At 43.4% G+C, this 13504-nt stretch carries 11 protein-coding genes; 5 read left to right on the top strand and 6 right to left on the bottom strand.

Features of this window, described 5'->3' with window-relative positions; all coding sequences use genetic code 11:
• Positions 1-37 precede the first annotated feature (37 nt).
• The 3 genes from BMW86_RS06985 to BMW86_RS06995 are packed head-to-tail and all read right to left on the bottom strand — an operon-like array spanning position 38 to position 3510.
• Positions 38-1090: a sugar phosphate isomerase/epimerase family protein gene (locus tag BMW86_RS06985; protein ID WP_089780279.1), complete on the bottom strand. Its 1053-nt coding sequence runs from the start codon at positions 1088-1090 to the stop codon at positions 38-40.
• On the bottom strand, positions 1090-2253 hold the full coding sequence (locus tag BMW86_RS06990) for a Gfo/Idh/MocA family protein (RefSeq protein ID WP_089780280.1): 1164 nt from the start codon (positions 2251-2253) through the stop codon (positions 1090-1092). Before BMW86_RS06990 ends, BMW86_RS06985 begins: the two co-directional genes overlap by 1 nt.
• Positions 2254-2274: 21 nt before the next feature.
• On the bottom strand, positions 2275-3510 hold the full coding sequence (locus BMW86_RS06995) for an MFS transporter (RefSeq protein ID WP_089780282.1): 1236 nt from the start codon (positions 3508-3510) through the stop codon (positions 2275-2277).
• Positions 3511-3916: 406 nt separating this feature from the next.
• Here BMW86_RS06995 and BMW86_RS07000 point away from each other — a divergent pair, with 406 nt between their 5' ends.
• Positions 3917-4666, top strand: coding sequence for a glycosyltransferase family 2 protein (locus BMW86_RS07000; RefSeq protein ID WP_089780284.1), 750 nt, complete (start codon positions 3917-3919; stop codon positions 4664-4666).
• Positions 4667-4675: 9 nt separating this feature from the next.
• Entirely contained in the window at positions 4676-6292 is a 1617-nt protein-coding gene (locus tag BMW86_RS07005; protein ID WP_089780286.1) for an LIC_10190 family membrane protein, read from the top strand.
• Here the strand turns inward: BMW86_RS07005 and BMW86_RS07010 are convergent.
• Together BMW86_RS07010 and BMW86_RS07015 are read right to left on the bottom strand one after the other, a co-directional pair.
• Positions 6267-6998: a class I SAM-dependent methyltransferase gene (locus BMW86_RS07010; protein ID WP_089780287.1), complete on the bottom strand. Its 732-nt coding sequence runs from the start codon at positions 6996-6998 to the stop codon at positions 6267-6269. The genes BMW86_RS07005 and BMW86_RS07010 overlap by 26 nt on opposite strands.
• A 43-nt stretch (positions 6999-7041) precedes the next feature.
• Complete coding sequence (locus BMW86_RS07015) at positions 7042-7863, bottom strand: glycosyltransferase family 2 protein (protein ID WP_089780289.1); 822 nt, start codon at positions 7861-7863, stop codon at positions 7042-7044.
• A gap of 223 nt (positions 7864-8086) precedes the next feature.
• On the opposite strand from BMW86_RS07015, the gene BMW86_RS32750 reads away from it, so the two are divergent.
• Together BMW86_RS32750 and secA are read left to right on the top strand one after the other, a co-directional pair.
• Positions 8087-8230 (top strand): hypothetical protein, encoded by a 144-nt coding sequence (locus tag BMW86_RS32750; protein WP_177189178.1) that lies wholly within the window; start codon positions 8087-8089, stop codon positions 8228-8230.
• 346 nt (positions 8231-8576) lie between these two features.
• Positions 8577-11915 carry a preprotein translocase subunit SecA gene (gene secA, locus BMW86_RS07020; protein ID WP_089780292.1) on the top strand — a complete coding sequence of 1113 codons (3339 nt, stop codon included), beginning with the start codon at positions 8577-8579 and terminating at the stop codon, positions 11913-11915.
• Between the two features lie 136 nt (positions 11916-12051).
• On the opposite strand, the gene BMW86_RS07025 is transcribed toward secA, so the two are convergent.
• On the bottom strand, positions 12052-12558 hold the full coding sequence (locus BMW86_RS07025; RefSeq protein ID WP_089780294.1) for a CAP domain-containing protein: 507 nt from the start codon (positions 12556-12558) through the stop codon (positions 12052-12054).
• Positions 12559-12748: 190 nt separating this feature from the next.
• Here BMW86_RS07025 and BMW86_RS07030 point away from each other — a divergent pair, with 190 nt between their 5' ends.
• Positions 12749-13477 carry a glycoside hydrolase family 12 protein gene (locus tag BMW86_RS07030; protein WP_089783589.1) on the top strand — a complete coding sequence of 243 codons (729 nt, stop codon included), beginning with the start codon at positions 12749-12751 and terminating at the stop codon, positions 13475-13477.
• Positions 13478-13504 lie beyond the last annotated feature (27 nt).

Here is a 13504-nt window from a genome sequence, read left to right on the forward strand (position 1 = left end):
ATGACGAATAATGATGGATGAATATGATATCCGGTAATTACAGTCCCAGTATTTTCTTATTCATAGCATCATCTGCTGCCCCTCCGGCAAAGTCATCGAATGCCTTTTCGGTTACGCGGATAATATGATCTTTGATGAACGGTGCACCTTCCCTGGCGCCATCTTCCGGATGTTTGATGCAACATTCCCATTCTAAAACGGCCCAACCGGCATAATCGTACTGGGTGAGTTTACTGAAAACAGACTTGAAATCTACCTGTCCGTCGCCAAGAGAGCGGAATCTTCCCGGGCGGTCTATCCATCCCTGGTAACCTCCGTATACGCCGGAACGGCCGGTAGGATTGAATTCTGCATCCTTTACATGGAACATCTTTATTTTCTCATGATAGATATCGATGTATTCCAGGTAGTTGAGGCATTGGAGTACGAAGTGGCTTGGATCGTACAACAGGCAGGCACGGTTGTGATTGCCGGTAGCTTCGAGGAAGCGTTCGTAAGAAATACCATCGTGCAGGTCTTCACCCGGATGAATTTCGTAGCAGAGGTCTACTCCGTTTGCGTCGAATTCGTTTAATATAGGTAACCAGCGGGCCGCCAGCTCTTTAAATCCTGCTTCCACCAGGCCCTGCGGGCGTTGTGGCCATGGATATACGGTATGCCACATTAAAGCACCGCTGAAGGTAGCATGTGCATTTAATCCCAGGTTCTTACTGGCTTTAGCCGCGTATTTCAATTGGTTAACAGCCCATTCTGTTCTTGCTTTTGGATTGCCTCTTACTTCCGGCGCTGCAAATACATCGAACAATTCACTGTAAGCAGGGTTTACTGCTACCAGTTGTCCCTGCAGGTGCGTAGACAGTTCGGTGATTTCGAGTCCGGCAGCATTGACGATGCCTTTGATCTCATCAGCGTAGGTTTTGCTTTCCGCTGCCTTTTTAAGGTCGAGTATGTTTGGATCTGAAGTAGGGATCTGTACGCCTTCGAAGCCCAGGCTTGCCGCCCATTTACAGATACCTTCCAGTGTATTGAAAGGAGCTTTATCTCCGAGGAATTGTGCCAGGAATATTCCGGGGCCTTTAATCGTTCTCATTAGATTTCAAATTTTGTCCATTTCTGCTCACTTTGTCCCGATCTCACCACGTTATCAATAAATGCCATTCCGCGTACGCCTTCTGCCACACTTGGGAAATCCAGTGCTTCTGCGGAAGGGGTGGTACCGCTGAGCTTTGCCTGTAAAGTGAGGGCAAAGTTGCGATAGAGGTTGCCAAATGCTTCCAGGTAACCTTCCGGGTGTCCACCAGGAGTTCTGGTGTTCTGGGTAGCAAAGGAACTCTGGTATCCACCATAGTTATTACCTGCGCGGTATACCTGGGTAGGTTTATCCAGCCATTTTACCAGCAGGGTGTTTGGCTCCATCTGAGACCATTCCAGGCCACCGTTTTCACCGTATACCCTTATTTTCAATGCGTTTTCTTCACCGGCAGCTACCTGAGAGGCCATTAATACCCCGGTAGCGCCATTATCAAAACGCAGCAGTACAGCCCCATCATCATCCAGACCACGACCTGGTACTACGATGTTGAGATCGGCACATAACTGGTCAATTTTTGTACCACTGATATATTCGGCGAGGTTAGCAGCATGTGTACCGATATCTCCCATACAACCACTTTTACCGGAGCGTTTAGGATCTGTTCTCCAGGCCGCGCCTGCATTGTCTTTTTCGGTAGGCTTGCTTAACCAGCCTTGTGGATATTCCACGTACACTTTGCGGATTTTTCCGAATACGCCCTCTTTTACCATCTGACGGGCCTGTTTCACAAGTGGATAGCCGGTATAAGTATGAGTGAGGAGTAATGTAAGACCTGTTTCTTCTACTTTCGCTTTCAGCAGTTTAGCTTCTTCGAGGGTGAAGGTGATAGGTTTTTCCACCACTACGTTAAAGCCTTTATCGAGTGCCATCATAGCAGGTTCGAAGTGGGCGAAGTTGGGGGTTACAATGGTAATAAAGTCCAGTTTTTCGGCTGCGGGTAAAGTGGCTTCTTTCTCCAGCATGGTCTTATAGTCTGTATAAGTGCGGCTTGGATCCAGGAACAGTATCTTTCCTGATTCTATGGCCACTTCCGGGTTTACGCTGAGAGCGCCGGCTTTGAGTTCTACAAGTCCGTCCATGTTGGCTGCAATGCGATGAATTGCACCGATGAAGGCATCTTTTCCGCCTCCGATCATTCCCATTCTTAACTTACGGTTCATATTCTTTATTTCTTATTGAGTTTAAACGTTATGGGCTAATACTACTTTAGGCTTATTCCGGAATCTAATATATAAAAAAGTAAAGGCAACAATCAATATAATAGGTAAAATAGCTACAGTTGTGAGAGTATCTCTGCCTGCCTGTAATTCCGCCAATGCCTGATCAGCGCCCTGTGTAATTGCTTTTTGTTTATTGGCATCAAACCAGTTTCCCATAAAAGGTAATATAACGGCAACAGACAGCATCCCTGCGCCACCCATGATATTCAATCCTAATGCACCGGTCTGTGGCATATATTCTGAGACAAAACCCAGCATCGTTGGCCAGAAATAACATACACCTATAGCAAATACACCGGCAGCAGCAAAAGTTTCATAACCGGAAGCCCTGCTTAACCAGAACAGACCTAATGCCGCAAAGATGGAAGAAAATAACAGCATTCCTACCGGGTTCAGGCGATGTACGACTGGTCCTGCAAATAATCTGCCTATGGCCATGATGCCGTTAATGAACGCAAATATAAGGATAGCAGAAACCCCTACCTGTCCCAGTAATGCACTGATCCATTGTCCTGTACCCAGTTCAGTTGAAGCGGTCAGGAACATACAGAGTACCATAAAGAGGAAAAATGGCCCTACACAGGCTTTCAACATCCCGCTATAGCTGATACCTGAAGCGGCACGTTCTGTCTGAGGGAAACGTAAGGAGAAGAATAACCCGCCATATAATAAGGTAGGCACCAACAGTACACACATCAGGGAGACCCAGCTCATATGCAGTTGTTCTATCATAAAATAGGCGATGAGCGCCCCTATTACATTACCACCGGGGAACCACATGTGAAAGCGGTTCAGCATTTTTGTTTTCTGTGTGCTGAAAAGTGTAGCCACCAGTGGGTTACAAGTAGCTTCAACGCTACCATTGGCAATGCCTATGAGTAAAGTACCGGCAAAAAGCGACCAGAAATTCCAGGCCATGATTGTCATAATAACCCCTGCGATATGCCCGAAGAAGGCAATGTAGATGATCTTTTTCATCCCTAACAGGTCAATAAGCGGGCCGCCTACAATCTGGGCTAATGTGAAACCCCAGAATGCTGTACCGGCAATAAAGCCCAGTTGTTCTCCATTCAGGTTAAAATCATTGCCCCATATTTTTACGATCTCTGCCCTGATAGCAAAGGTCATAGCGGTAACGATTAAAGCAAGGCAACTGGTAAAAAAGAGTTTTCCAGGTTGAATAGTATTGTTTTTCATAACGGTAGTGGAATTATTTAAGGATTTATTCAATTAAATGTAAAAAAACTCCATGGATATTTTTTAAGCGATTTTAATAACTAATAATAGTAGTCAATGCTTTTTAATACATTTTGTACAATTATTCAGATGATAAATACAATAACTTTATTAGGAAATTAGAAGAATAAGGGAATAGAGGAGAAGGAGTTAGGTAAAAAAGAAAGAGCCGGATAAGACTACCTGGCTCTTGTTTACTATCCTATGAAAACCCTAATCCTGTAAAGATAGTGTGTTGTAACAACTATAGTTGTTAAGCAGTCGTTAATATTTAAAACTTTTTTTATCTGGGTTAATCATGATTAATTTTTTTTCTACATAACTTTTTTGCTTCTTTGCACACGTTTCTTATAAGAAAATTGTCATTATGTCAGAACATCTTCTATCCGTAATCATTCCGGCATTTAACGAATCGAGATACATTTACAATATCCTGGAACGAGTAACGGCAGTACAGTTGATAGAAAATGTGCAGAAGGAACTGGTGGTAGTTGATGACCATTCGACTGACAATACGGGGGAAGAAGTGGCCCGTTTTATGGCCGGTTATCCTCATGTGAAACTGCAATATGTACGTCATGAAGTGAACCAGGGGAAGGGTGCTGCACTGCGGACAGGCATTCAAAAAGCCAGCGGGGAGTACCTGATTATCCAGGATGCCGACCTGGAATATGACCCGGCAGAGTTTAACCGCCTGTTAAAACCGATGCTGAAGGGAGTGGCGGATGTTGTATTTGGCAGTCGTTTTATGGGGAATGGCCCTCACAGGATACTGTTCTTCTGGCATACAATCGGTAATAAGTTCCTTACTTCCCTGTCTAATGCGTTGACGAATCTGAACCTGACAGACATGGAAACCTGTTATAAGTTGTTCCGCAGTCATATTATTAAACAGGTGGATTTAAAGGAGAACCGGTTTGGATTCGAACCGGAAGTGACAGCTAAAATAAGCCGTATCCCTAAAATTAGGATTTATGAAGTAGGGATTGCCTATTACGGGCGTACCTATGAAGAAGGCAAGAAAATCAATTATAAAGATGGTTTCCGGGCCATTTACTGTATCCTGAAATATAACCTTTTTGCAAGGCAGAAAACGCCTATTAGTATAGAAAAATAAACTCACTTTATGCTGTTCCTGTTCGTTAAATTCCTGTATATCATTATACTGTCTTTTGTGTATGGGCATACTATTCAGCGATTGCTGGGGCAGCAGTCTTCTTCATTTTCTCTAACTGCGCTAACGGGGTTGTTCGGGATTTCTGTGATCTCGGCCTACCTTTCTTTATTTATGCCGCTGGGCACCCTGGCCCAGGGGATCATACTCCTTTTAGGCGTTGCAGGGGCTGTGTTTTACAGAAAGAGTCTATCCTTTCCCCGTGAATTTTCCTGGGTGTTTATTATAGCGATAGTATATGTGGTGTATTTATCGGCCCAGCAGTCGTTTACTTATGATGAGGGGTTATATTATGCCCAGTTCATCAAATGGATGCAACATTATAAGGTAGTACCGGGGCTGGCTAACTTACATGTAAGGTTTGGATTAAACTCTCACTGGCACGTGTTAGCTGCCGTCTTTAACTTTTCCTGGATAACCGGTGGGACGGATAATCATATTAACGGGGTGCTTTATTTGCTGGTGATGTTGTACCTGTTACCCTCTTTTACCTCTGACAATGAAGATCTTCCTTTTATTAAGTTTTTGAAACTTGGACTGCTGGTATTGATAAATATGCCGCAGGTTTGCGTATATAATATAATTGCTCCCGCCGCGGATTTAGCGGTGTTTTACCTGGGTTGTCTGATTGTGGTCGTATGGCTGGAAAACAACCCTAAAGAAACTGTGTTTTTATTACTGGCCCCCTTGTTTTTGGTAACAGTAAAAGTATCTGCGATACCAGTCCTGCTGATAAGTCTGTTTTTGTTTATAAAAGGTCATAAACGATTCGCTCTTGTGGGTATGGGTGTATTAATCTTTACGCCCTGGGTGATAAGAAACATTATTCTTACAGGCTACCCATTATTCCCCATGGAATTACCGGATGTTTTCCACACCGGCTGGAGTGTACCACTCTCCGTTATACATGCTACAAGACAGGATATTACCGCATTTGCATTTTATCGTTCCGCCGATATTGCACGTTTGATGAATGATTCTTTATTGCAGCGTTTTAGCACCTGGTTTATTCATAGTGTACGGGTGTATGATAAGTTGTTATTGCTGATTGCGCTGATCTCTCCTGTTGTAGTATTTTTCAAACGGAAATCCTTGCCGAAGAATTTCTTACCGGTATATATATTCCTGATTGCAGGAACTATTTTCTGGCTGGTACAAGCGCCTGATCCCCGTTTTGCATACGGCTATTTAGCGCCGTTATTCGTCATTACATTTGCGCTTTGTTTTTCCTCTTTGCTGAATATACGTCTTCTGGTAGCCATGTGTTTGTCTGGCGTGTTAATGTTTCAGGCAGCGACATTAGTATTATACCAACGTTTACATAATACGTTCGCAGCAGAGAAGATAATACAGGATGTACCTTCTCAAACATTGCTTACACCAGCACCTTACACGCTGCAACCCGTAGAAAAGCATGAAACACCTTTTCAGTTGTATATTCCATTGAATACAGAATTATGCTGGGATACACCCCTGCCCTGTGCAGATCATATGCCTAAAGGCGTGAAGATGAGAGGGCCGGGTTTAGGAGATGGATTTGTATTTATCCCTTCTTTTTCCCAACAGTAATAACCGATAGTCCCATCTTATTCATTATAAGGCGGTCTGCAACGCGGAAAAGGGGAACCAGTTTATTATAGAAAGATAACTGCCCTGCGGGTAATTCTTTCTTTCGTAAAATCGTTCCTGACACAAACCATCCTAAAATGCCTGCAAGGTTAAAATACCAGCTATTTATGATCTCAAATTTTTCTGCAAGGAAGAGGTTTCTTAAAGAGGTGCGGGTATATCGCCGGAAGTGTTCCAGTTCCTTGTCAAATCCGTTATATAACATCTGGTAGGCAGGAACAAGTATGATCAGATGACCTCCGGGAGCAAGTAATTTATTACAATTGGCTATCGCACAGCCATCATCTGCGATATGTTCTACCACATTCAGTGCAAATACAGTATTAAACTTCCCGATTAAAGAGGCGTACTTACTTTCAAAATCGGATGCGGAAAGGTCTATCTGGAATACGTCACGGATCAAAGGTTCATGGTCAAATTTCTGTTGAAGTAATCTGCAATAATGATCACTGTAATCACTTACATACAATGGCACATTGTTTTTTACAAAACAACCGGATATATTACCTATTCCACTTCCAATCTCTAGGATCTGTTCTTTCAAATAAGGTTGAATAGATTCAAACATCCAGTCATTCAGCCGGTCAGCGGCACTAAGATTGTCCAGGGTAGATAATCCTACCTCATCAATTGTTGATCTGGTCATTTTTAATTTTTTGAATTTTGTAATAACGTGAAGTGAGCCTGTCTTAATTTTCCACAACGCTTTTTGCTACCTTTTTTTTCAATATGCTACGTGTAAGGATCCCATATTTTATGATGCAATAGATTGTTCTTACACCGTCTTTCCAGTTGATCTTTTTACCTTCTGCATAGGTCCTTCCATAATACGAAATACCTACTTCGTATATTCTTATCCGGGGTATCCTGGATATCTTTGCAGTCACTTCAGGTTCAAATCCAAAGCGTTTTTCCCGCAGTGATATCTGGCGGATAGTATCTGTTTTGAATACTTTGTAACCGGTTTCCATATCAGAGAGATTCAGATTGGAAAACATATTGGACAGGAAAGTCAATACCTTATTACCGATGGTATGCCAGAAGAACAGTATCCTGTGAGGGCCATTCCCCATAAAACGGGAACCATACACAACATCCGCAAAGCCATGTACAATAGGTTTCAGCAGTGTATTATATTCATACGGATCATACTCAAGATCTGCATCCTGAATAAGCAGATATTCGCCTGTGGCATGTCTTATTCCGGCATGAATAGCGGCTCCTTTACCACTATTGACGGGGAGTTTAAAATATTTAATAGTAAGATCAGGATGATTGGAACAATAATCAGCTATCGCCTGTTCTGTATCATCTTTAGAGCAATCATTTACAATAATTACTTCTTTTTCGATGTTGTGTATCAATCTCACATGACGGATCTTATCCAGAATGAACGAGATCGTTTTCTCCTCGTTATATGCCGGAATAATGATCGATAATTTTCTTATTTCTCCCCTGGCATCAGCCTGAAGCCCGGTTGTAACATCAATATCGTGGGCAATTTCATACATATGAAAAGTTTTCTAGAAGGAAATAGGATATCTCTAATGGTAAATGCTATATAAACGAGACAGAATAACAGGTGATATAAATACAGTACAATACTTATATAACAGAAATCAAATATAATATAAATAATGTAAATGATGCTGAAATATAACACTGGAGCGACATCTTGATAAGTTTCGCATTAAAATCTGTGTTTTCAATCTCCTCTTCATGTAAACCAAAAAAGTGCTTAAAGCAGGTCTGAAACTGGCGTTGGTACTGGCATTCTGCCATCATTCCTTCATCGCTCCTATATCACTCCTATATCATTCTACCGGCATTCCTATATCCAAACGATATAGCTATGACGAAAGAATGCTGAAGGAATGAGCTTTCTATGATGAAGGGATATAGGATTTCAATGAAGATCAGTGCCTGTGCAGGTCCTGTCAGCAAATAATTTTGATGTTTTAATACTTCCGGTATACAGCAAATAATCTAAATACCTGGTTATCAGAATAATTGAAAGAAGACAACTTAAAAGCAGAGAATATTGGAACTGATATCATATTGCATTCACTATGTGCAAATAATTCCTAATTTTACAGGCCTCGCAAGAACCGGAGATAATCTGACACCTTGTCACCGGAGCTTTCCAAGCATAATTTTTGGATAAGTGTGGGCTACCGTACAACTGAGAACAACTATTTTAACAATCATTCGTAATAAATTAGACATGTTAGGTTTTTTAACAAAACTTTTTGGCGGGCATAAATCGGAGAAGGATATTAAGACGATCCTGCCCGTTGTAAAGCAGATCAATGACGCGTTTGAAAAACTGCAATCCCTGCCTGTAGACCAACTGCGTAACAAAACACAGGAGTTCCGTCAACGTATAAGTGCTCATCTGGCCAAGATAGACAGTACTATTGCAGAAAGGCAGCTGGCTGCTGAAAATGCAGAGGATGTCACTGAAAAGGATGTTGTTTACCAGGAAATTGATAAGCTGAAGAAAGACCGCGACAAACAACTGGAAGAAGTACTGGAAGAACTGTTACCAGAGGCTTTCGCCGTGGTAAAAGAAACCGCCCGCCGCTTCACCCAGAACACTACTATCACAGCTACCGCTACTGAACTGGACCGCCAACTGGCAGTTAAAAGGGATTATGTCACTATCCAGGGTGACAATGTGACGTGGAAAAATACCTGGTCGGCAGCTGGCAGTCCTGTCACCTGGAACATGATTCATTACGATGTACAGTTAATAGGCGGTATCGTACTCCACCAGGGTAAGATTTCCGAAATGGCTACAGGTGAAGGTAAAACACTGGTATCCACTCTCCCCGCTTACCTCAATGCACTGGCAGGACAAGGCGTTCACATCGTTACCGTGAATGATTACCTGGCCCGTCGTGACTCTGAGTGGAACGGTCCTATTTTCGAATTCCTCGACGTAACAGTTGATTGTATAGATAAGCATCAACCTAATACTCCGGAACGCCGCAATGCTTACCTCGCCGGTATCACTTATGGTACCAATAACGAATTTGGTTTCGATTACCTGCGTGATAACATGGTGCATACACCGGATGAAATGGTACAGCGTAAACACCACTACGCCATGGTGGATGAGGTGGATAGCGTACTGATCGATGATGCACGTACGCCGTTAATCATCTCCGGTCCTATCCCTCGTGGAGAAGAACAGGAGTTCCATGCGTTGAAACCACGTGTACAACGCCTGATGGATGCACAGAAAAAAGCGACTCAACAATATTTGCTGGAAGCAAAGAAACTGATAGCAGAAGGTAAAGACGATGCGAAAACCGGTGGTCTTGCCCTGATGCGTGCATGGCGCGGTTTACCTAAAAACAGTGCGCTGATCAAGTATCTGAGCGAACCAGGTATCAAAGTATTACTGCAGAAAGCAGAAAACTACTACCTGGCAGATCAGCAACGCGAAATGCCTAAAGTAGACGAAGAACTCTACTTCAGCATTGACGAAAAAAATAACAGCGTAGATCTTACTGAAAAAGGTCTTCACCTGATTACCCAGTCCGGCGAAGATCCAAACTTCTTCATCATGCCGGATGTTGGTTCCGAGATCGCTGAGATCGAGAAACTGGAACTGACAGCTGATGAGAAACTTCACCGTAAAGATACCCTGCTGCAGGACTTTGCCCTGAAATCCGACCGTATCCACTCCGTACAGCAATTGCTGAAAGCATATACCCTGTTCGATATCGACGTGGAATATGTGGTGATGGACGGTAAAGTGAAAATAGTAGATGAACAGACTGGTCGTATCCTGGATGGCCGCCGTTATTCCGACGGTTTACACCAGGCGATAGAAGCAAAGGAAAACGTGAAAGTGGAGGCTGCTACCCAGACCTTCGCCACCGTTACCCTCCAGAACTACTTCCGTATGTATCACAAACTGGCCGGTATGACCGGTACAGCTACTACCGAAGCTGGTGAGTTCTGGGAAATATACAAGCTGGACGTGGTAACCATTCCAACCAACCTGCCTATTACCCGTAAAGACTCCGAAGACCTGGTTTACAAGACCAAACGTGATAAATATAAAGCCGTTATCGAAGAAGTGAAACAGTTACAGGCTGCCGGAAGGCCAGTCCTGGTAGGTACTACCTCTGTGGAAGTATCCGAACTGTTAAGTAAGATGCTCACCTTCGAGAAGGTCCCTCACAATGTACTGAACGCAAAACAACATGCCCGTGAAGCACAGATCGTTGCTGAAGCAGGTTTGGCTGGTGCTATCACTATCGCTACCAACATGGCGGGTCGTGGTACGGATATCAAGCTGGGTGCTGGTGTAAAAGAAGCAGGTGGTTTAGCGATCATTGGTACGGAACGTCATGAAAGCCGTCGTGTTGACAGGCAGTTACGTGGTCGTGCCGGTCGTCAGGGTGATCCGGGAACTTCGCAGTTCTTTGTGTCTCTGGAAGATGATCTGATGCGTATGTTCGGTTCTGACCGTATAGCTGGTCTGATGGACCGTATGGGTTATAAGGAAGGAGAAGTGATTCAGCACAGCATGATCACCCGTTCTATTGAAAGAGCACAGAAGAAGGTAGAAGAGAACAACTTCGGTATACGTAAGCGTTTGCTGGAGTATGATGATGTGATGAACAAGCAGCGTACTGTTATCTATGCTAAACGTAACCACGCTTTGTTTGGCGAACGTCTTGCAATAGATATCGACAATGCTTTCTATGATGTGGCTTTAAGTATTATTACCGGTCACAGGGAAACAGGAGATATTGATGCATTTAAATTAGATGTGATCATGAACTTCGCAATAGATACTGATATTACCCGCGATGAGCTGGTGAAAGCAGATATCAACAACCTGGCATCACGTCTCTATCATCAGACAAAAGATAATTACGTACGTAAAACGCAGGAACTGGCGGATAATACCCTGCCTGTCATCCAGCAGATACATAAAGACCAGGGCCATCAGATAGAGAATATCTCTATTCCGTTTACAGATGGTAAGAAAGGCATGGACGTTCTTGCTAACCTGCAGAAAGTAGTAGATAGCAAAGGCTTTGAAACCGTGAATGCCCTGGAACGCAGTATTACCCTTACACTGATAGATGAGTCCTGGAAAGAGCATCTGCGTGCGATGGATGACCTGAAACAATCTGTACAGGGTGCGGTGTACGAACAGAAGGATCCTTTATTGATCTATAAGTTTGAAGCATTCAACCTGTTCAAACAAATGGATGGTGATACCAGCCGTGAAATCGTTTCATTCCTTAGCAAATGCGGTATCCGCACTCAGGATGACAGCCGTCAGCAGCAACAGGCACCGGTACAGATCCGTGAAGGCCGTGAGGCAAAGACCGATATGAGCCGGATGCGTGCTTCTCACCAGGAGTTTGAGGGGGCGGTACCTGCTGCAGCTACAGATGTACAGGATTACGCTACCAACGCTGAGCCTGTGAAACAGGATCCCATAAGAAATACTGGTCCTAAGGTAGGTCGTAATGATCCTTGTCCTTGTGGAAGTGGTAAGAAGTACAAACAATGTCACGGTAAGGATTTCTAAATCCTGCTATTATAAAATTATAACCAGCCTCAAAAGTTTTGAGGCTGGTTTTTTATTTATACCTGCCAAGGTAGAGGGCAATAAAATTGAAGGGGATTTTGCAGGGCTTCGCCCTGCACCCAATAATCAAACTGATTTACTTATACCTGCCAAATTCCAGCGCCCAGTAATCATGTGTTTCAGCAGCCCCCATCTCTCTGTATAATGTATCCATCATCGCCTTACAATGCTCTTCACTGTTCTGCCAGGCCATCATAACGGCATTAATAGTATTGTATCCCATCGCCAGATTCTCTCCCACATAATTCCCTTTATAACCGGCTTCTGCCGCTCTTTGAATGGGAGAACTACCATCTGGTGCAATGTGTGAGAAATAATTATGTGTATACATGTCAGCGACATGCCCCTGTGCAGCAATGGCCAGCGTATCATTCCATACAAGCGGAGGAACAGGAGGCATTAGCGTAGTACCGCAGGTACAACCGGTTTGTCTTAACTGGTTCACGGCATTCAGCAATTGTACCGGAGAAGGATCAGGCATCTCTTCTTTCTTACAGGCGGCGCATAACAGATATATGGCGACTATCACCTGTATATATTTTTGCGTGGAGGGTAACATAGTATCCCGAAAGTAACATTTCATTCCTGATATATTTTACTCATGCAACATTATCATCCCTAAATAAAAACAATTGCAGACTATGCCCATCAATAAAAGAAGATAATTTACTACCCATAAGCATGAGCATTCCACATACATGAAAACCGTTGCCCTTATTGATACAGTAATGCTTATTACCAATTATTTATTTCAGTTAAACCCACGTTTCTTTATGAAAAAATTAAGTGCATTTATTATCCTGGCCCTCATTTTCACTGCCTGTAAAAAAGAAGCAGTAGAGAAAAAAGATGCAGCAGTAGCTGCGAACTGGTCATCAACCGACAAATGGGCAACCTGGTCTAATGGCGGTTACACAATAGCAAACGATGTTTGGGGAAGCGGTGCCGGAGCACAGACTATCTGGGCCAACTCCTACAGTAACTGGGGTGTATGGGCAGATCATCCCAACACATCCGGTGTAAAGTCCTACCCTCACAGCGCCAGGTATGTAGGCAAAACTCTCAGTACAATCAACAGCTGCACCAGCAGTTTCAACGTAACACCTCCTGGTAGTGGCTCCTTCTCCAGCGCCTACGATATCTGGGATTCAAATTATGCATATGAAGTAATGTTGTGGATGAACAAAAGAGGCAGTGTAGGTCCCATTTCATATAATTATGATGCCAATGGAGCCGTACCTGTAAATACCAACCTGAGTCTGGGTGGACATACCTGGAATGTATACAGAGGATCCAATGGCAGCAACCAGGTATTCTCCTTTATAAGGACCAGCAATACCAATTCAGGTACTGTAGATATTAAAGCGATCCTTAACTGGATCAAAAACCAGGGCTGGTATGGAAATATCACACTGGGCGATGTACAGTTCGGCTTTGAAATCACGTCTTCCAGCGGAGGACTGAATTTCGTTAGCAACAGTTACTCCGTTTCCTTTAACTAACGCATTTCCTGCTTATCAATAGGGGCT

Source organism: Chitinophaga sp. YR573 (assembly GCF_900110995.1).
In the GTDB taxonomy this organism is placed as follows: domain Bacteria; phylum Bacteroidota; class Bacteroidia; order Chitinophagales; family Chitinophagaceae; genus Chitinophaga.

Excerpts from the sequence above, each read along its gene's own strand:
- BMW86_RS07030 (WP_089783589.1), top strand. The coding sequence starts at position 12,749 with ATGAAAAAATTAAGTGCATTTATTATCCTGGCCCTCATTTTCACTGCC.
- BMW86_RS07015 (WP_089780289.1), bottom strand. The coding sequence starts at position 7,863 with ATGTATGAAATTGCCCACGATATTGATGTTACAACCGGGCTTCAGGCT.
- BMW86_RS07010 (WP_089780287.1), bottom strand. The coding sequence starts at position 6,998 with ATGACCAGATCAACAATTGATGAGGTAGGATTATCTACCCTGGACAAT.
- BMW86_RS06990 (WP_089780280.1), bottom strand. The coding sequence starts at position 2,253 with ATGAACCGTAAGTTAAGAATGGGAATGATCGGAGGCGGAAAAGATGCC.
- secA (WP_089780292.1), top strand. The coding sequence starts at position 8,577 with ATGTTAGGTTTTTTAACAAAACTTTTTGGCGGGCATAAATCGGAGAAG.
- BMW86_RS07025 (WP_089780294.1), bottom strand. The coding sequence starts at position 12,558 with ATGAAATGTTACTTTCGGGATACTATGTTACCCTCCACGCAAAAATAT.
- BMW86_RS07005 (WP_089780286.1), top strand. The coding sequence starts at position 4,676 with ATGCTGTTCCTGTTCGTTAAATTCCTGTATATCATTATACTGTCTTTT.
- BMW86_RS06985 (WP_089780279.1), bottom strand. The coding sequence starts at position 1,090 with ATGAGAACGATTAAAGGCCCCGGAATATTCCTGGCACAATTCCTCGGA.
- BMW86_RS06995 (WP_089780282.1), bottom strand. The coding sequence starts at position 3,510 with ATGAAAAACAATACTATTCAACCTGGAAAACTCTTTTTTACCAGTTGC.
- BMW86_RS07000 (WP_089780284.1), top strand. The coding sequence starts at position 3,917 with ATGTCAGAACATCTTCTATCCGTAATCATTCCGGCATTTAACGAATCG.